Raw genomic sequence first — 19,572 nt, forward strand, 5'->3', positions numbered from 1 at the left:
CCCCGAAACTTTTCGCCGGAATAATGGCTTACCTAGGGTCACTCACCCGGCACGGCGCTCATGCCCGCATCCGACTCACGGTAGTGATGCTTCTCGCGTACCGGGCGCATCATCAGGTTGGCGAAGAAGGCCACGACCAGCAGCGCCGCCATCACGTACATCGTGGTGTTGTAAAGGCTCGAGGTCGGATCGACCGTGCCCGCGGGCGCGATCTCCATCAGCCGCGCGATGGTGACGGTCTTGGCCGCGACCAGCTGGTCGAGCTGGTCGAGACCAGCGCCGAACTTCTCGGCGAAGGTGGCCGGATCGACCTTGGCGGCAAGATCGGTGATCGCCGAGTTCACCGACATGTCGCGCAGGCTGGTGATCAGCAGCGGTCCGAGCACGCCCGCCGTCGACCATGCCGTCAGCAGACGCCCATGGATGCCGCCCACATGCATGGTGCCGAACATGTCCGCCAGATAGGCCGGGATCGTCGCGAAGCCGCCGCCATACATGGTGAAGATGATCATGGTCGCGACGTAGAAGCCGATCAGCCAGATGATCGAGGGATCGGACGCCGTGGCCGAGGCGAAGAACGGGATCGACATGTAGAGCGCCGCGCCCAGCACGAAGAAGATCGTGTAGGTGGTCTTGCGGCCGATATAGTCCGAGGTCGAGGCCCAGAAGAAGCGGCCCACCATGTTGAAGACCGAGATCATCAGCACGTAGGTCGAGGCGAAGGCCGCCGTGACGATCAGCGGCATCGAGGTGCCGTAGATCTCGCTCATCATCGTCTTGGCCACGCCGATCACGCCGATGCCGGCGGTGACGTTGAAGCACAGCATCAGCCAGAGCTGCCAGAACTGCGGCGTTTTCATCGCCTGATCGATATGCACGTTCGAGCGGGTGATCATCCCGGCCGAGGCCGATTCCGGCTTCGGCTGCCAGCCCTCGGGCTTCCAGTCCTTGGCCGGCACGCGGAAGCCGAAGGCGGCGATGATCATCACCACGAAATAGCCGATCCCGAGCGTCAGGAATGTCGCGGCGGCGCCGGTATCGCCGGTGCCCACCGCGTAGAGACCGTTGGCGACGACGCCGTCGATCTGGCCGGCCTGCGCGGCGGTGGCGCTGACCGCCTCGATCAGCTGGCCGTTCTGCTCGACGAAGAGCCGGCCATTCTCGGTGCTGGTGGCGACCTCTCCGGTCATGCCGAGGAAGGTCGGCGCCTCGGAATAGAGGCCCAGCAGCCAGGATTTGAGCGGGGTGGCGATGATCGCGCCGCCGCCGAAGCCCATGATCGCCATGCCGGTGGCCATGCCGCGCCGGTCCGGGAACCAGCGGATCAGGGTCGAGACCGGCGAGACGTAACCCAGGCCCAGGCCGCAGCCGCCGAGCACGCCATAGCCGAGATAGACCAGCCAGAGCTGGTGCGCGGCGATGCCGAGCGAGCCGATCACGAAGCCGCCGCCCCAGAGGCAGGCGGAGAGCACGCCGACCATGCGCGGCCCGACCTTCTCGAGCCACTTGCCGCCGAAGGCGGCGGCGAGGCCGAGGAACACGATCGCGACCGAGAAGATCCAGACCACCGAGGAGAGCGACCAGTCATCGCCCGCCGGCGCCACGACGCCCAGCTCGCGGGTCAGCGGCGGGTTGAAGACCGACCAGGCATAGACCGAACCGATGCACAGGTGGATCGCGATCGAGGCGGGGGGGACCAGCCAGCGGTTGAAACCGGGCTTGGCCACGATGTTGTCCTTGTGAAGGAAGCCGAACGGCCCCTTCGCGTCACTCAAGCTCATGATGTCTCCTCCCAGAGTCGCGGCGCCTGCCCGCCGGGCGGAGCCGTCATGGCGGCGATGCTTGCGGCGCACATCTTGAGCTGTCAAGAAAAATACATATTTGAAACAATGACTTAGATGGACATTCTGTCGGTATCTGGCGCCTGTGGGGGTCAGGAAGTGGACATTTTGTCCTCCGTCCCCGTGCCCCGTGACCGCGGCGCGGTCAGCCGGTCCCGATGGCGGGGCAGACCGCCGGCAGGCGGATCGTGAAGCGGCTGCCCCGGCCGGGTTCGCTCTCGGCGAGGATGGTGCCGCCGGCCTGGGTCACGAGGGTCTGGCTGATCGACAGGCCAAGCCCGGTGCCGCGGCTGCGCTTGGTGGTGAAGAACGGATCGAAGATGCGCGCCAGCACCTCCGGCGCGATGCCGGGGCCGGTATCGGCGACCTCGATCTCGACCCAGTCGCGCCCCTCGCGCCGCGCCTCGCGGCTAGCAATCCGCAACATCCCGCCTTCCGGCATGGCATGCGCGGCATTGACCACGAGGTTGATCAGCACCTGGGTCAGCTCGCCGCGATCCACGGCGACGCGGGCCTCCGGCGACAGGTCGGTCTCGATTTCGAGATGGCCCGCGCCCGGCTGGTGCCGCGCGAGGGCCAGCGCGTCGCGCACCGCCTCGCCCGCCTCCAGCGTCTCGCCTGAGGGCGCGTAATCGCCGGGGCGCGCGAATTGCAGAAGCTTCGACACCATGGCCGAGATCCGGTGCACCTGCGCGTCGATCAGGTCGAACTCGGTCTTCACCTCGCGCGCCGCCTCCGGCGGCAGCGTCTCGCGCGCGACGTCGAGATTGCCCTGGATCACCGCCACGGGGTTGTTGATCTCATGCGCGACGCTGGCGGTGATCTCGCCCACGGCGGCGAGCTTTTCCGACAGCACCAGCTGCCGCGTCGCCTGTTCGAGCCGGTCCTTGGCCTCGCGCAGGTCGCGGGTGCGCGCCTCGACCTCGCGCTCCAGTTCGGCGGCCCAGTCGCGCAGCCGCGCGTCGCGCTCCTGCACCTGGTCGAGCAGCGTGTCGAGATGGCCCGCGACCTGGCCGATCTCGTCCGGCCCCTGCAGGTGGATGCGCGCGCGCAGATCCCCCGCCTCGACCCGGGCCATGGTCTGGGTCATCCGCTCCAGCGGCAGGAAGATCCGCCCCGCCCATCGCAGGAACAGCGGCACGGTGATCGCCAGCACCGCCAGCAGCGACAGCGCCACCCATAACAGCGAGTTGGCCCGCGCCGCCGAGAAGGGCGCTTCGAGAAAGCCGACATAGAGCATGCCCACCGCGTCGCCGTGGCTGTCGCGGATCGGCTCATAGGCCGAAACGTACCAGTCATTGACCACGAAGGCGCGGTCGAGCCATGTCTCGCCGCGCTCCAGTACACGCTCGGAGACCGCCTCCGAGACCCTCGTGCCGAGCGCCCGGACATTCTCGAACAATCGCACGTTCGTGGAGACCCGCACATCGCCCAGAAACAGCGTCGCGGTGCCGCGGCTGCCCTCGGGCAGGGAGCGGTCGCGGTAGACGAGGTCGTTGATCGTGTCGATGAAGCCGAGATTGCGGTTGAGCAGCACGCCCCCCACCAGCGCCGCGCGGCCACCCCCCGCCAGCGTCACCGGCGCCGCCGCGTGGATCATCATGCCGCGATCCTCGCGGTCGCGCTCGGTCGGGCGCGCAGCGGCGGTGGGCACCAGCGGGATCGCCGCGCGCGCGGCCAGATCCGGCGACAACGCGGCGAGCGTGGCCGGGGCGAACAGGTCGACCGCGCTCATCGCCCGTCCCTCCAGCGCCGACGCGATCACCGGCCAGTCCTCGGCCGGCAGGATCGCGTCGAAACGCGAGATGCCGCCGGGCCGGGCGAGGAACAGGAAATCGAAGCCGAGTGCGTCGCGGCGCTCGGCGAGGAAGCCCTGCGCCGAGGGGTCGCGCGCGATCGCCGCCGCGAACTCGGTCGAGGCGCCGAGCGCGTCGAGCCGCTCGGCCGCGTTCTCAAGAAGCCGTCCGAGATACTGGTCGGCGATGGTCAGGTCGGAGTTCACCTTGACGATCAGAAGCTCGTCGAGCCGGTCCGACCAGCGCAGCACGATCACTCCTATGAAGAGTGGCAGCAGCACCAGCACCGGAAGAAGCGCGATCGCCAGCAGCCGCGCCCGCACCGACCGGGCGAAGAGTGCGAAGGGGCGCAGCGTCACAGCCCCCAGGCGGCGCATTTGCGATCGATGGTCTTGCGACTGACGCCGAGCCGCCGCGCCGCCTCGGCGCGGTTGCCGCCCGTGGCCTCCAGCGCCGAGAGGATCTCGCGGCGTTCCACGTCGTCGAGCGGCTCGATCGGGCTGCTGGGCGGCGGGCTGAGCTGCTCGAACGGAAAACGGCCGAAGATCAGCGCCCGTTCGACGAAATTGCGCAGCTCGCGGATATTGCCGGGCCAGTCATGGCGCAGGATCGCGGCGCGGACGGGCGCGTCGATCTCGACCCGGGGCAGGCCGAGCTGGGACGACAGCTCGTCGACGAAGAGCTGGGCGAGATCGACCGTGTCGGCGCCGCGCCGCCGCAGCGGCGGCATGTTGATCTCGAGCACGTTGACCCGGAACCACAGATCCTCGCGGAAACGGCCCGCCGCGACCTCCTCGGGCAGGGTCTTGGAGGTGGCGAAGACGAGGCGGATGTCGAGCGGCCGCTCGCGCTCGCTGCCGACGGGGCGCACGGTGCGGTGCTCCAGAACCCGCCGCAGCGCGGTCTGCGCCGAAGCCGAAAGCTCGCCGATCTCGTCGAGGAAGACGGTGCCGCCCTGCGCCGAGACGAGCAGCCCCTCGCGCGGGGCGTCGGCGCCGGGAAAAGCGCCGCGGGTATGGCCGAACAGCTCGATCTCCAGCATGTCGGCCGGGATCGCGGCGCAGTTGACCGGCACGAAGGGCCCCGCGGCGCGATCCGACAGCCCGTGCAGATGCCGCGCCGCCACCTCCTTGCCGGTGCCGCTCTCGCCGGTGAGCAGCACCGGCGAGGGGACGCGGGCGACGCGTTCGAGCATCCGCCGCACCTCATCGATCTGCGGCGAGGCGCCGATCAGACGGGTGCGGCGCGACCGGCCCGGGTCGCCGGTGGCCAGCTCATGGCGCAAGAGCGCGTTCTCGCGGCGCATCGCGGCCAGCTCGACGCAGCGGCGCACGGCGTTCAGAAGCTGGTTCGACCGGAACGGCTTGAGCACGAAATCCACCGCGCCCGCGCGCATCGCCTCGATCGCGGTGTCGAGATCGGCGAAGGCGGTCATGATGATCGTGTCGCTCTGGCTGCCGCGCCGCCGCTGCTCCGCCAGCCATTCCAGCCCCGAACGCCCCGGCATCCGGTTGTCGAGGATCACCACGTCGAAAAGCTGCTGCGCGGTGAGCGCCTCGGCCGCCTCGGCGCTGTCGGCCTCGGCCACCTCGCGGCAATGCGGCGCCAGCGTCTTCACGAGGAAATTGCGCATCCCCGGCTCGTCATCGACGACGAGCAGCCGCGCGCCGGCCAGCCGCGCGGTCAGGCGTGCCGCCTCCGCATCGTCCTCAGCGATCCTGTCCAACTGCCGATCCTCCCCGGGGGGCGATCATCGGGCCTCCGCCCCCGGAGATCAATCCGGCACGCGGGGGGCGAAAGGCCGCCTGCGCGCCCTTGCCGCGAGGTCCCGGTAGGTCGGATCGTGCTCCCGCGATGCGCGTGCTCGAATTCCCTGCGAAGGTGCGGCCGATTCGTGCCGTGGCGGCATGCATTGCCAAGCATGGACCGGGAGCGGACATCCCGAGAAAGAAGGGGGGCGGTCGTCGCTTCTGGCCCGGTATCGGCCAGCTGGGGGCGTTATTCTCTGAGTTGTCTTGAAAATCATGAAATCCCCATTTAGTTGCGCACCCCAATGGCGGTTGCCGCTGCAACGGGCAGGTGAAAAAGCCCGGCGACAAACCGGCCTTGCCGCGGTGCGGCGGGGTTGCGGGGCGCGGTCGGGCCGGGCAAGTCTGCCGGTGGTTTTCGAGTGATGACGGTTTGAAGGGTGACGATGATGAGCATGATCCACAGGCGACCGACGGGCCGGACGGCATGAGCGAGACGCGCCGGGTCGCGATCATTCATTACTGGCTCGTGGGAATGCGCGGCGGCGAGAGGGTGATCGAATCCCTGTGCCGGATGTTCCCCGGGGCCGACATCTTCACCCATGTCGCCGACCCCTCGAAGCTCAGCGCCACGCTGACGCGGCACCGCATCACCGAAAGCCGCATCGCCCGGCTGCCGATGGCGCGTCGACACTACCAGAAATACCTGCCGCTGATGCCGCGCGCGCTCGAGGAGATCGACCTGTCGGGCTACGATCTGGTGATCTCCTCCGAGGCCGGTCCGGCCAAGGGCGTGATCGCGCCGCCCGACGCGCCGCATCTGTGCTACTGCCATTCGCCGATGCGCTACTTGTGGGACCAGTACCACGTCTATCGCGACGGGGCCGGGCGGGTGACGCGGGCGATGATGCCGCTGCTGGCGCCGTCGCTGCGGCAATGGGACGTCACCAGCGCCGCGCGCGTCGATGGCTTCGCGGCCAATTCGAACCACGTGGCGGACCGGATCCGCAAGTATTGGCGGCGCGAGGCCGAGGTGGTGGCGCCGCCGGTCGCGGTGCAGGATTTCGCGCCCGCACGGCCCGGCGAACTGGGCGATTTCTACCTCTGGGCGGGTGAGCTGGCCCCCTACAAGCGGCCCGATCTGGCGATCGAGGCGTTCCGACGGCTCGACAAGCCCTTGGTGGTGATCGGCGGGCCCGACGGCACGGTGGCGCGGCTCAGATCCATGGCCGGACCGCGCACGCATTTTCTGGGCAAGGCGCCGTTCGAGGTGCTGAAGGATCACCTCGCGCGCTGCCGGGCGCTGATCTTTCCGGGCGAGGAGGATTTCGGCATCGTGCCGATCGAGGCCATGGCCTCGGGCCGGCCGGTGATCGCCTATGGCCGCGGCGGCATCCTCGACTCGGTGGTCGAGGGCGAAACCGGGCTGTTCTTTCGCGAGCAGAGCGTCGAGGCGCTGGTCGAGGCGGTCGAGCGGTTCGAGGCCTCCGGGCTGGCCGATGCCGGGCCCGAGGCCTGCGTCGCGCGCGCCGGGCATTTCACCGAAGAGGCCTTCCAGCAGGGAATCCGGCGCAGCCTCGCGGCCATCGGCGCCTGAGCGGGCCCCGGCCGGGGACCATGCCGTGCTCCCTTGCGTCGAGCCCGCGGGCCGCAAGCAGTCTTTTTCACGAGTGTTCGAGGGTAGAGAAATGAGACAGACCGTGACCCGCAGCGTTGCAGGCGGCACCTCCGGCATGCGGCCGGAGCCGCAATCGCATCGACGCTTTCCGAGCGGCGGCCTGCCGGCGGCGCTGATCCGCGATGGCCGGGGGGCGCCGCAATGACGGCGCTGGCGAGGGACGCCGCCTCGATCCCGGCAAGCGCGGGGCTGTCGAAGGCTGCGGCGCGCGACGCGCGCATCGACATCGCACGCGGCATCGGCATGGTGCTCGTGGTCTGGGGGCACGCGCTCTACGGCGTGATGAATGCCGGGCACGACACGCAGATCCACCGGTTCGAGCTGCTCTCGATCTATACCACGCATATGGCGCTGTTCTTCATCCTAGCCGGCCTGCTGGCCGGGTCGATCCGCAAGCGCAGCTGGTCCGAGTTCTGGAGCATGGCCTTCACGCGGGTGATCTGGCCCTACTTGCTGTGGTCGGTGCTGCTCAAGACGATCCATTTCGCCATGAGCGGTTACGTGAACACGCCGCTCAAGGGCTATGCCGTCCTCGACATCCTGTGGAAGCCGCCCTCGGTGATGTGGTTTCTCTATGCGCTCCTGCTGGGGATGATCCTGCTGAAGCTGACCTCGGCCTTTTCCCGCCCGGCGACCGTCGCGCTGGCGGCGGTGCTCTTCGCGTCGGGATACCTGCTGCCGGATCTCGATCCGCAGATGGACTGGATCCGCACCTCGCTGCGCTTCATCGCGATCTATCTCGTGGCCGCGATGGTGGGCCGCGCCGGGTTCGAGCGACTGCTGGCGCCCGTTTGGGTCGCGCTCGCGACCGGGGTGATGGGCGTGACGCTCGCCTATGCCTGGGTCGACGCGGCCGACCCGATCCCGGGCTATGCCGCCTTCGCGCCGCTCTATATCCCGGCGCTGCTGGCGGGGCCGGTGGTCGCGATGCGGCTGGCCTATGCGATCGGCGCGACACGGGGCGGCGGCGCGCTCGGCGCGGCGCTGGCGCTGGTCGGGCGCAACACCATGCCGATCTTCGTCACCCATATCCTGTTCACCGCCGGGGTCCGCATCGTGATGCTGGAGATCGGTCTGACCAACGCCTCGCTGATCATCGCGCTGGCCACGATCATCGGGGTGATCGCGCCGCTCGTGGCGGCCATGCTGGCCGACCGGCTCCGGGTCGCAGCCTATCTGGGCTGGCGATGAACGCCGTGCCGCGCCGCCTCTTCGTCAATGGCCGGTTCCTCGCGGGGCCGGTCACGGCCGTCAATGCCGTGGCCGCAGAGCTGACCGCCGCGCTGGCCCGCAACGAGGAGCGCTGGCGGGTCGAGGTCGCGGTGCCGCCGGGACTGGCCGGGGCGGCAAGCGATCGCAGGCTGCCCCATCGCGTCATCGGTCGCGGCGGCGGCATCGGCTGGGAGCAGGGCGATCTTCCGGCGCTGCGGCGCGAAGGGGTGGTGGCGGGTTTCTTCAACACCGTACCGCTGCGCGGCACCGGCTACGTGACGATGCTGCATGACGCGCATGTCTTCACCACGCCGCGCTCCTATGGGCGCGCCACCGGCGCCTGGCGGCGGCTGCTGTCGCGCCGCGCCGGGGCGCCGGGCAATCATCTGCTCACCGTGTCGGAGCATTCGCGCAGGGAGTTGCTGGAGACCGGTCTCGGCGCGCCCGATCGGATCGGCGTGGTGCATTGCGGTCTGGGCGAGGTCGGGCGGGTCGCCCCCGATCCCGGGCTGCGCGACCGGCTCGGGCTGGCGCCCCGGGGCTATTGCGTGGCACTGGCGAGCCTGCTGCCGCACAAGAACATCGACCTGCTGCTGCGCGCCTTCGCGCATCCGGCGCTGGCCGGGACAAGGCTGGTGCTGGTGGGCAAGTCGACCCGGGAGGATTTCCTCGCCGCCGGGCATCGGCCGGGGCCGAACGTCCTATTCGCCGGCTTCGTCAGCGACGCGGAGCTGGCAGCGCTGTACCGGTCGGCGCTGGCGGTCTGCATGCCGTCGTTTGAGGAGGGTTTCGGCCTGCCGGCGCTCGAGGGCATGGCCTGCGGCTGCGTGGCGGTGGTGTCGGATCGCGGGGCCCTGCCGGAGGTGGTGGGCGAGGCCGGGCTGATCCTTCCGGCGAATGCCCCGGCCGCGTGGAGCGCGGCGCTGGCGGCGCTGGCCCGCGATCCGGCGCGGCGCGAGACGCTCGAGCGGGCCGGGCGGACCCGCGCCGCCGCCTTCACCTGGGACGAAGCGGCGGCGCGGATGCTGGCGCATCTCGACCGCTGGTTTGCGGGCTGATCCTCAGCCCGCGAAGAGCCGGAAGCTGAACACCCGGCTGCGGGTCGCGGCCAGCGAGGCGACGCCCGCCAGCCCCAGCGCCAGCGCCATGCCACCGGCCAGCCGCAGCGTGTCGTCGTTCAGCAGCATCGAGATCGCCAGCCAGCCGGTTTCCAGCGCCACCGCGTAGACCGCCAGCAGGACCAGTGCGATCGCGGCGTTGCGCAGCGCCGGGCGCAGCGCCACCTTGCCATGCCGGCCGATCACCCAGAGCGCCGAGACCGAGGACAGCACCGCCACCGCCGCCTGCGCGCCGGCCAGCGCCACCAGCCCCTGTCCCGAGAAGACGAGGATCGCCGCCAGCATGATCGCGGTCCAGACCATGTTGTAATACATGCCGATCCGGTTCGCGTGCCGGGCCGCGAAGACCGGCTCGATCAGATGGTTTCCGGCCAGCCCCGCCGCGCGCACCGCAAGCGCCTGCAGCGCTGCGAGCGCTGCGAGGTATTCGGGGCGGAACAGCGCGCCGACGAGGCTTTCGCCCAGCACCGCGATGGTGATCGCCACGCCGCCCATCAGGAAGACGTTCGCGCCCAGGAACCCTGCCACCTCCGTGCCCAAGGGGCGGCCGCCGCGCGCCGCCTCGCCGAACCGCTTGAGCGCGAAGCTGCGCAGCGGCTGCGCGACGATGTCGACGGAGGCCATCGCGAGGCGGTTGGCAAAACGGTAGAGCCCCGCCTCGGCGGTGCTGAACAGGTAGGCGAGGATCAGGTCCGCGCCGAAGGTCGAGAAGAAGCCCAAGAGCCGCGAGCCGTAGAGGCCGCCGGCATAGCTGGTGGCCTCGCGTGCCAGCGCCGTGTCGAAGCGCCAGCGCGGCAACCGTGGCACCGCCATGCCGAACATCGCCACGCCGAGAACGATGCGAATCGCGCGGTAGGCGACCAGCGCATAGAGCGACTGCCACAACACCAGCACCAGACAGCCGCCCGCGAGGCCGCCGAGATTGGTGGCGATCAGGATCAGGAAGTAGCGCCGCATCGACCCGGCACGGGTGAGCGCGGCCGAGGCCCAGCCGATCGCCGAGGCGAAGGGCTGCATCACCCCGAACAGCCGCAGCACCGGCGCCAGCTCCGGCGCGTCGAACAGCGCCGCGAGCGGCGCCGCGAAGATCACGAGGAGCAGGCCGCCCAGGGCGCCGATGCTGGTCATGATCCAGAACATGGTCGAGAGCAGCGCCTCCTCCTCGGAATCGGAGGTCACGACGAAGTGGAAATAGCCGGTATAGGTCAGCATCACCACGAACTCGACGAAGACGATCGCCAGCGTGTAGACCCCGTAATCCGCCGCGCTGAGAAAGCCCGCCGCCAGCAGGGTGATCACGAAGGAGGCGATCTGCTGCGAGGTCAGCCCCAGCATCGAGATGACGGCGCCGGCGCCGCCGCCATCACCGCGCCTGTTCGAGTGGCTTTCGCGGCTCATGTGCGAGGCCGGGTGCCGCAACCATGCGGCGAATACGAAATAAACTTCACTGACATGTGGACATCCAGTTCGGGGAGGTGTCCATGCTCTATCCGTCTCCCCCGCCCGAGTGCAACGAGGTTCGGCGGGGGCAGGTCGTGCTTTTGCGATGAGACTAATTTGTAAGCGGTATTTGATCGGAGAGGGTCAGGCATGGCGACCGATAACAGCGCATTCAATCACGGGGCCTTCCTGTCCTCCGCGCGACGGCAGGAAGATGCGGCGCACACCCATGAGGAGAGCGTAGATCTTCGCGAATTGATCGGCGCGCTGTGGCGCCGCAAGTGGTTCGTGCTGTTCTGGACCCTCGCTGCGGCGACGCTGTTCTTCGCGATGACGATCACCAAGCCGGTGCGCTATACCGCCCAGGCGACGGTGATGCTCGACCCGCGCCAGCAGCAGGTGGTCTCGGCGCGCGAAGAGGTGGTCTCGGACCTGCAGCTCAACACCGCGATCATCGAGAGCGAGGTGGCCAGCCTGCGCTCGTCGGCGCTGCTCGAACGGGTGGTGGAGCAGATCGGCGTCGACCGCTTCGCCGGGATCGATCCGGCCAATGCCGCGCCGGGCCCCGTGGCGCGGATCATCGGCGGCGCCAAGCAGGCGGTGCGGGGGCTGGTCGCGCCCGCGACGCCCGCGGCGCAGGGCGATGCCGCGCCGCTGATCTCGGAAGAGCGGCGACGCCTCAGCCGGATCGTCACGGCGCTGCAAACGGGCATGTTCATCAACCGGGTCGGCGATTCCTACGTGATCCAGATCGCGTTGCAGACCGGCGATCCCGAGCTTTCGGCACTGGTCGTCAACGGTCTGGCCGAGACCTACATCGCCGAGCAGCTGCTCGACCGCCAGAGGGTGGCCGAGAACGCCACGCAATGGTTGTCGCAGCAGGTCGAGCGCCGGCGCGGCGAGGTGGTGGCCGCCGAGGCCGCGGCCGAAACCTACAAGAGGGAGCAGCTCGACACCGCCGGCGCCTCGGTCGAGGTGGTCCAGCAGCAGCTCGCCGAGCTGAACCAGCAGCTGGCCATGGCGCGCTCGGAGCGCGCCAACCAGGAGGCGCGGCTGCAGCAGATCGACACGCTGATCGCCGAACGCGGCCCGACCATCGCCGCCGAAACCCAGTCCTCCGACTATCTCGTGTCGCTGCGCCAGCAGCGCGACGAGATGCTGCGCGAGGATGCGCGGCTCTCGGCGACGCTGGGCGAGAACCATCCCGACCGGCGCGACATCGCCTCGGATATCGGCCGGATCGAGGCGGCGATCGCGGCCGAGGTGGCCAATATCGCCCAGTCCTACCGCAACGAGATCAAGGTGCTGCAGGGGCGCGAGGCCTCGCTCGGCCGCGACGTCGAGGCGCTGGAACAGCGGCTCTCGGACATGTCGGCCTCGTCGCTGCAGCTGCGCCAGCTCGAACGCGAGGCCGAGGCGGCGCGCACCGGGTTCGAGGACCTGCTGACACGTCTGGGCGAGATCCGGGCGCAGGCCGAGATCCAGCGCGCCGAGGCCAAGCTTCTGAACCCGGCGCTGATCCCGACCGGCCCCTCGGCGCCGCGCCCCGTTCTGATGACCGCCTTCGGCGGCACGCTGGGCCTGACCTTCAGCCTGATCGCGGCGCTCCTGATGGAGCTGATGAGCGCGGGCTTCCGCCGCGCCGTCGAACTGGAGCGGGCGACCGGCCTCAAGGTGCTGTCGATGCTGCCCGCCGACCGGATCCGCCAGCCGCGCCACGTGCTCGCGCATCTCGACAAGGGCTCGTATTCCTTCCTCGGCGAACGGGTGCGGCAACTGCGCACGGTGATCGCGACGCGCATCGCCGCCAATGCCGGGCCGCGCAGCGTCATGCTGCTCTCCTCGGTGCCGGACGAGGGCAAGACCACCACCGCGCTGGCGCTGGCGCAGTCCTATGCCCGCTCCGGCGTCTCGACGGTGCTGATCGACCTCGATACCCGGCGCCCGGTGCTCCACGACGAGGTGGGGGCGGTGTCGCAGGCCAGCCTCTCGGATCACCTGATGGGCGAGGCCTCGCTTGATGCGGCCATCGCCCGGTCGGACAGCCTGCGATTCGACATCTCCGGGGTCGGCGAGCATGACACATTGCTGTCGGACGGCATCGAGGCCCGTCGCATCGGCGAGCTGATCGAGGCGCTGAAGCAGCGCTACGACATGGTGATCGTCGACGCGCCGCCGGTTCTGGCGATGTCCGACAGCCTGAGCATCGCCCTGGCGGTCGATCACGTGGTCTACCTGGTGCGCTGGAAACGCACGCCGCGCCGGGTCGTGGCGCAGGGGCTGGTGATGCTCAAGAACATCGGCGTGGCGCCGCTGGGAACGGTGCTGACCATGGTCGACACCGCGCAGGATCTCGACGGCTACAGCAGCAGCTACGGCTACCACTGACCCTTTGCATGTCGTCGAAGCGCGACGGCTCGTCCCCTCCGGGGCGGGCCGTTTTCGCGTCGCGGCTCAACCCCCTCTAACAACCATAGCGAATGTGTCCAAAGATCGCCTTTAGATTGTGCTTTTAATGTCTGAAGACGCGTAGTAGTGGTGCGCTGCAAAATAGTCCAGCAAGTGGACAAAGCGAACGGACGCAAGGGGCAAAGACAACCACTTGTTACAAAACATAAATATGCACGAGTCGTATTCTGGACGGGTCTGCTGGGTATCTCGGCAGATTTGTTAACAGGCCCGGTGCAAGGCAGAACCAAGGCATGGCCGACTCATCCAAAGGTTGTTTCCTTGGGTCGGCGCCGCCGATCACCGCGTGGCGACGGGCGTCCCTTTCGAGGGGCGCGCATTTTCGAGTGATGACGATTTTAAACGGTTTCAAGGATGTCGCGATGACACAATCTTCGAGCACCTCGATCGAGACACTGGCGCTGCAGGAAGCGGCCTTCGACGCGCCGATGGGATACAACCGCTTTGCCAAGCGGTTGCTGGATCTGGTCCTTGTGGCGATCCTTCTGGTCCCGTTGCTGCCGGTGATCGGCACCCTCTATCTCCTGGTCCGCCGCGAGGGCGGGCCCGGCTTCTTCGGCCACGAGCGGGTCGGCCGCAACGGCGTGACCTTCAAGTGCTGGAAGATCCGCACCATGGTGCCGGATGCCGAGGCGCGGCTCGCGGCGCTGCTCGCCTCCGATCCCGAGGCGCGCGCGGAATGGGAGCGCGATCACAAGCTGCGCGACGACCCGCGCGTCACCCGGCTCGGGGCGCTGCTGCGCAAGACCTCGCTCGACGAGCTGCCGCAGATCTGGAACGTGCTCCAGGGCGAGATGAGCCTGATCGGGCCGCGCCCGGTGACCGCGGCCGAGCTGTCGCGTTACGGGCACCGGAGCTGGGTCTACCTTTCGCTGCGGCCGGGCGTGACCGGGCTGTGGCAGGTATCGGGCCGCAACGACATCGCCTATGACGAACGCGTGGCGCTCGACGCGCGGTATCTGGAGCGGCTGTCGATGCCGCTGGATCTGAAGATCCTGTTCCAGACCGTGGGCGCGGTGCTCAACCGGACCGGCTGCTGAATGACACTTTTCGCTGATACCATCCCCGACGACGCGAATGACGGCCTGCGGATCGCGGTCGTCATCTGCTCGGTCGGCCGCCCCGAGGCGCTGGCGCAGCTGCTGCCATGGCTAACGCGCCAGACCAAGCGGGCGAGCGAGATCCTCTGCGTGGTGACGAAACCCGGTGACCTGCCGGACGAGGCGATCCTCGCCGCGGCGCAGCCCGCGGCGCAGGTGCTGATCTCGGAAAAGGGCCTGCCGCGGCAGCGCAATCGCGGGCTCGACGCGGTGCTGGATCGCTGCGACGTGGTGTTCTTCATCGACGATGACTACCTGCCCGCGCGCGATGCGCTGATCGGCATCGATCGGGCCTTCAAGGCGTTTCCCGACATCTCGGGTCTGACCGGCGCGTTGCTGGCCGATGGAATCCACGGCGCCGGTGTCGATCTCGTCTCGGCCGCCGCGATGATCGAGGCGGACGAGGCCGAGCGGATCGGCCGGGATGCGACGCCGCGCGCGCTGGAGCGCGACCTCGTCGGGCTCTATGGCTGCAACATGGCCTATCGCGCCGCACGGATCGGCGCGCTGCGCTTCGACGAGCGCCTGCCGCTCTATGGCTGGCAGGAGGATGTCGATTTCGCCAGCCGCGTGCCGGGCGAGATGATCCGCACGGACGCGCTTCGCGGCGTGCATTGCGGCGTGAAATCGGGGCGCGACACCAACGGGCACCTGCTGGGCTACAGCCAGGTCGCGAATGTCGCCTATCTGATGCGCAAGGGCTCGATCCCGGCGGGGTTCGGCCTGCGGCTGATCGTGCGCAACATGCTGGCCAACCACCTGAAGATGCTGCGCCCCGAGCCTTGGGTCGATCGCCGCGCCAGGGCCAGTGGCAACTGGATGGCGCTCGGCGACCTGCTGCATGGCCGCGCCGCGCCCGAGCGCATTCTCGACTTCGCGGCGCGTCCGCGTTGATCCGGATCGGCACGGCCCATGCGCCGCGCCGATCCTTGCGCCGAACGGGTCAGGCGAATTCGAGCGTCGTCTGCCCTTCGAGCGCCGCGAGCTCGACCCGGGAGAAGTGGGCGATCTCGGTCAGGGTCCCGCCGCTTTCGACGAAAAGCGACACGCCGCCGCCCTTCTCCTCGAAACGCAGGCCGTCCGCCCCGGCGGTGCCGCCCTGCACGACGACCCGGTCGTCCTCGCCGAAATTGTAGACCCGGTCGAGATCGTCGGACCGGGCGGCGAAGATGATCGTGTCGACCCCGGCGCCGCAGAAGAACGTGTCGCTGCCGGTGCCGCCATCCATTCTGTTCGACCCGTCCTGGCCGAACAGCACGTCGTTGCCGGCCCCGCCGAACAGCATGTCGTCGCCATCCCCGGCAAAGAGCTTGTCCCGGCCGTCGCCGCCGAACAGCCGGTCGTTGCCGGCGCCGCCATTCACCAGATCCTGCCCCGCGCCGCCATCGAGCAGATCGTCGCCATCGGCGCCGATCACCATGTCGGCCCCGGCGCCGCCATAGGCATCGTCATCGCCGGCGCCGCAAAACAGCCGGTCGTCGCCCAGATCGCCGTGCAGATCGTCGTCGCCCTTGTTGGAGATCAGCAGGTCGTTGCCGCCCTTGCCATCCAGTAGGTTGTGCAGGCCACGCGCGACCAGCCGATCCTCGCCCTCGGTCCCGAGCGCCTGATAATCGTATCGCGGCGCAGGGGAGGCGGGCGCCTCTGGAAGCGTTGGCGCTGGCTCCGGCTCCGGCTCAGGTTCCGGTTCCGGCTCTGGCTCTGGCGTCGGCGTCGGTTCCGGCTGGGGCGCCGGTGCCGGCTCGGGTTCCGGTTGGGGCGCCGGTTCCGGCTCCGATGCTACGGGCGGAGGCGGCGAGGCCTCCTCCTCGGCGGGGGGCGGCGTGACCGGCGCGGGCGCGGGCGGCTCGGCCGGAGTCGCGCCGCGGTTCAGGATGCCGTCGAGATCGAAGCTCGCATCGCTGAAGACGAACGCCTCGACATTGCTGACAATGCTGGTCGCGGTGGCGCCGCCGAGATTGAAGGAGAGATCGACGCCCCCCTCGCGGCTCTCGGCCGAAAGCAGCGCCGACGAGGCGAGGTTGAAAACCAGGCGGTCCGTCCCGGCGCCGCCATCGATGCGGTCGCGGCCGCCGCTGGCCTGCAGCGTGTCGTCGCCGCGCCCCCCGGCAAGGTGGTTGTCCGCCGCCGAGCCGATCAGCAGGTCGTTCGCGTCGCCGCCGAACGCGTTCTCGATCACGTTCGCCTGCAGGTCCAGCTTGGAGTCGCCGATCCGGCTCTCGGTCTGTCCCGAGAGATCGATCGCGATCGCATGGGTGAGCATCGCGGCGTTGATCGTGTCGGTGCCGCCATCCTCATCGGTGAGCCGGGCGCGGGTCAGTTGCTCGATCGCGTCGTAGAAGCCCGAGGCGAACTCGTCATTGTAGAAATAGACGTCGTCGGTTTCCGGTGCGTTGCCCCTGACGGTCAGCTTCGCGCCGATCAGCGCGCCGCTCATCGGGCCGCTGCCATTGTAGTGAAGCAGGTCGGGGTTGCGGTTGTGGATGTCGATGGTCCAGCTGCCCTTGGAGCTTTCGCCGAAGACGGCGTTGGTGGTGAAGGGGAAGTTGAACAGGCTGCCGCCGCCGCCCTTGGCCTCGAAATCATAGACCAGCTGGCTGATCGTGCCGTCCGGGCTGGTCAGGAAGATCTCGAGATCGTTGGTGTGGCTCCAGGGCAGCTTCAGTTCGAGCTGCGCGCTTTCCATCGTCACGTCCTCGGTGAATTCGATCACCGCCCGGATGTGGTCGTTCTGCCCGGCCGTCAGCACGAGGTCGCTGTAGCGCGTCTCGACCGTTTCGGTCAGCAGGTTGTCGAAGCGCTGCTGGCCTTGCCAGGTTTCGGCCAGCCGCACCGCGTCGTGGAGGTTCAGATAGCCGAAGCCGAAGCTGTCGGAGAAATGCATGCCGCCGCCGTTGAAATTCGTCGCGGCATTGGTGACCCAGCCATAGCTCACCGAAGACGACGTGCCGAGATCCTCGGCCCGGGCGGAGAGGGCGAGGATCTCCATCACGTCCCGATAGCCGAGCTGGTCGTTGGCCTCGAGGATCACGGCCGCGGCGGCCGAGACGATCGGCGCCGAGAACGAGGTGCCGGACATCATTCGCACGCCGCCGCTATAGGGCTCGCTCGTCATGATATCGACGCCGGCGGCGGTGATCAGGAGGTTGGCGCCGAACGAGCTGAAGGCGGCGGCGTTGCCTTCCTTGTCGGTGGCACCCACGGCGATGGTGAAGGGCGAGTTCTGGTAGCCGTGGTAGTTCGAGGATTGCGAATAGGCCGCGTTGCCGGCGGAGAACACGACGACGGTTCCGAGCCCGTCGCGGCCATCCTGCACGGCCGTGACCAGCGCCTCGTGGCCGTTGGTGCCGGGCTGCAGGTTGTCCTGGAAGGCGCGGCTGTAGCTCCAGCTGTTGTTGAGCACGTCGACGGTCCGGCCATGGGTGACCCCGGCCTCGACCTGCGCGACGACGTTGTCGGCGTTGTAGTCGAGAGCGAAGCTCGCCACCTTGGCCCCATGGGCGACGCCGACGGTGCCGAGGCCGTTGCCGCGTTCGGCGGCGATGACGCCCGCGACCATGGTGCCATGCGCGTCCGGATAGGCGCTGCGGTCCCAGACCGGGGTGGTGCCGCCGGTGCCGAGATCGATGTCGCGGCCGGCGTCGTAATTGTCGTCGATATCGCCATGTGCATAGTTGATGACCGAATCCAGCACGCCGACGGTGATGCCCGCGCCGGTGTAGTCCGCCCAGACGGATTCGGCGTCGATCGACATCTTCGACAGGTAGGGGCGGTCGAAGTAGTACTGCGCCCCGGTATTCGGATCACTGAAGGAGGAATTCGGGGCGAGCGGCGGCGGCAAAATCGACGAACTGAACTGAGACATCTGACCCTCGTACTCATTCTTATTGTCGTCGCGCCTCGTTCATTCGGACGCGACTTGCCCGGCTTCTGCCCGACCACGCCAAAAGACCCGCCCATCAAGGCATCCCGGCGGCCGAACTGCGCAGCCGCGATGGCGGGATTGGGAAACGAGGGTCACGTTTGATCGGTTTGCGCGGACCACATGGCGCCGCGGTTGCTGGATGTCGAAGGGGCGGCGTGGCGCTGGTCCCTCGGCGGCGAAGGTTTCCCATGGCGGCAAGAGGCGGTTCGCCGGCATGGCGAAGATCCACCTTGGGTTGCAATTAATAGCAGCTGTTACAATCAGATGCGTACCGCTCCCGCCGCGCCAGAGCGGCGGGACATGTTGCGGATCACCGCCCGACCCGGAGGTCCGACAGCCGGCGCCGGCACCGGACCCGGGAGGGGTCCCCACGGTTTATGGCGGGTTAAGATTGAGGATTGCTTAAATCGCGATGCGGATCGGTGTCCGGATATGGCCCCGAATTCGCCACGAACCGCGCGGCGAGCGCGCCATGCGCCGCTTCGCAACGCGCGGCAAGCGCCGCCGAGACCCCGGCCACCGACCCCGATTCGGCCGGGCGATCGCTCGGCTCGATTCGCGTATGGCTGGCGCTTCGGATCGGGTCGCCGCCGCCGCCCTTCTGCGTGGCGCGGTGGCTGACATAGCTGTTGGTGAGCGGCGGATCAAGGCGGAGCCAGTCGCCCAGCCGGGCGACGGTCGCATCGGGATCGCGCAGCAGCGCCTCGGAGGTCACGCCGAACCTGCGGGTGGCAGGAAACCGGTCCCAGTGGCCGCACAGGGTCTCGACCCGCTCGGCGTAATAGAGCGCGGCGGCCTCGGCGCTGCGGTATTGGTGCATGTCGGTGCGCCGCGCCAGGGCTTCGATCGAGCGGATCGCCGGGGCCGGGGCGCGCAGCATGAACAGCGCGCGCGCCTCGAAGAACGGCGCATCGGCGGTGACGTCGAGGTGATCGTGCAGCACCTTGTCATAGAGCAGATCGGCCCTGAGCGAGAGGGCCCGTCGCAGCGCGAGGTTCACCACCACCTGCCCGAGGCTTTCGGCCCGACCATGCGGCACGTGGGTCTCGCCGTAACCGGTGATCCGCGGATGGCTGCACAGCACGTTCGACAGCGCGGTGGTCGTGGCCCGCATATGCGACAGCATCAACAGGCAGCGATCGTAGCGCGCCTGCGGGGCATGCGCGGCAGTCCGGGCGGCGATGCGCTTGATCCCGTTCCTGAGGGTGGTGCGGTCTTGGGGGCGTCGAACCAGCTGCACGTGGT

The 19,572-nt window shown here is 68.7% G+C and carries 13 protein-coding genes; 7 read left to right on the top strand and 6 right to left on the bottom strand.

Features of this window, described 5'->3' with window-relative positions:
* Window positions 1-38 precede the first annotated feature (38 nt).
* The 3 genes from O4G76_RS08145 to O4G76_RS08155 all read right to left on the bottom strand — a co-directional run bounded on the left by O4G76_RS08145 (window position 39) and on the right by O4G76_RS08155 (window position 5,363).
* Window positions 39-1,781, bottom strand: a complete 1,743-nt coding sequence (locus O4G76_RS08145) for an OFA family MFS transporter (RefSeq protein ID WP_269396870.1) — start codon at window positions 1,779-1,781, stop codon at window positions 39-41.
* A gap of 205 nt (window positions 1,782-1,986) precedes the next feature.
* Window positions 1,987-3,996: a cache domain-containing protein gene (locus O4G76_RS08150; protein WP_269396871.1), complete on the bottom strand. Its 2,010-nt coding sequence runs from the start codon at window positions 3,994-3,996 to the stop codon at window positions 1,987-1,989.
* The gene (locus O4G76_RS08155) at window positions 3,993-5,363 is read right to left on the bottom strand and encodes a sigma-54 dependent transcriptional regulator (RefSeq protein WP_269396872.1); all 1,371 of its coding nucleotides are present in this window, start codon (window positions 5,361-5,363) and stop codon (window positions 3,993-3,995) included. The genes O4G76_RS08150 and O4G76_RS08155 overlap by 4 nt, the downstream gene beginning before the upstream one ends.
* Window positions 5,364-5,872: 509 nt before the next feature.
* Here O4G76_RS08155 and O4G76_RS08160 point away from each other — a divergent pair.
* The 4 genes from O4G76_RS08160 (at window position 5,873) to O4G76_RS08175 (ending at window position 9,333) form a co-directional block, all read left to right on the top strand.
* On the top strand, window positions 5,873-6,982 hold the full coding sequence (locus O4G76_RS08160) for a glycosyltransferase (protein ID WP_269396873.1): 1,110 nt from the start codon (window positions 5,873-5,875) through the stop codon (window positions 6,980-6,982).
* A gap of 91 nt (window positions 6,983-7,073) precedes the next feature.
* Entirely contained in the window at window positions 7,074-7,208 is a 135-nt protein-coding gene (locus O4G76_RS08165; RefSeq protein WP_269396874.1) for a hypothetical protein, read from the top strand.
* Window positions 7,205-8,254 carry an acyltransferase family protein gene (locus tag O4G76_RS08170; protein ID WP_269396875.1) on the top strand — a complete coding sequence of 350 codons (1,050 nt, stop codon included), beginning with the start codon at window positions 7,205-7,207 and terminating at the stop codon, window positions 8,252-8,254. Before O4G76_RS08165 ends, O4G76_RS08170 begins: the two co-directional genes overlap by 4 nt.
* Window positions 8,251-9,333 carry a glycosyltransferase family 1 protein gene (locus O4G76_RS08175; protein ID WP_269396876.1) on the top strand — a complete coding sequence of 361 codons (1,083 nt, stop codon included), beginning with the start codon at window positions 8,251-8,253 and terminating at the stop codon, window positions 9,331-9,333. The genes O4G76_RS08170 and O4G76_RS08175 overlap by 4 nt, the downstream gene beginning before the upstream one ends.
* Before the next feature lie 3 nt (window positions 9,334-9,336).
* Here O4G76_RS08175 and O4G76_RS08180 read toward each other — a convergent pair whose 3' ends face one another.
* Window positions 9,337-10,791, bottom strand: a complete 1,455-nt coding sequence (locus tag O4G76_RS08180; RefSeq protein ID WP_269396877.1) for an oligosaccharide flippase family protein — start codon at window positions 10,789-10,791, stop codon at window positions 9,337-9,339.
* Window positions 10,792-10,983: 192 nt separating this feature from the next.
* Here O4G76_RS08180 and O4G76_RS08185 point away from each other — a divergent pair, with 192 nt between their 5' ends.
* The 3 genes from O4G76_RS08185 (at window position 10,984) to O4G76_RS08195 (ending at window position 15,296) form a co-directional block, all read left to right on the top strand.
* Entirely contained in the window at window positions 10,984-13,221 is a 2,238-nt protein-coding gene (locus tag O4G76_RS08185) for a Wzz/FepE/Etk N-terminal domain-containing protein (protein ID WP_269396878.1), read from the top strand.
* 443 nt (window positions 13,222-13,664) lie between these two features.
* On the top strand, window positions 13,665-14,342 hold the full coding sequence (locus tag O4G76_RS08190; protein ID WP_373568021.1) for a sugar transferase: 678 nt from the start codon (window positions 13,665-13,667) through the stop codon (window positions 14,340-14,342).
* On the top strand, window positions 14,343-15,296 hold the full coding sequence (locus tag O4G76_RS08195; RefSeq protein WP_269396879.1) for a glycosyltransferase family 2 protein: 954 nt from the start codon (window positions 14,343-14,345) through the stop codon (window positions 15,294-15,296).
* A 49-nt stretch (window positions 15,297-15,345) separates the two neighbouring features.
* Here O4G76_RS08195 and O4G76_RS08200 read toward each other — a convergent pair whose 3' ends face one another.
* Complete coding sequence (locus O4G76_RS08200; RefSeq protein ID WP_269396880.1) at window positions 15,346-18,267, bottom strand: S8 family serine peptidase; 2,922 nt, start codon at window positions 18,265-18,267, stop codon at window positions 15,346-15,348.
* A gap of 445 nt (window positions 18,268-18,712) precedes the next feature.
* Window positions 18,713-19,567 (bottom strand): sulfotransferase, encoded by an 855-nt coding sequence (locus tag O4G76_RS08205; protein ID WP_269396881.1) that lies wholly within the window; start codon window positions 19,565-19,567, stop codon window positions 18,713-18,715.
* Between the last annotated feature and the right edge of the window lie 5 nt (window positions 19,568-19,572).

Origin of the sequence: Limimaricola sp. G21655-S1, from assembly GCF_027213785.1 — a bacterium.
Classification (GTDB): Bacteria; Pseudomonadota; Alphaproteobacteria; order Rhodobacterales; family Rhodobacteraceae; genus Limimaricola.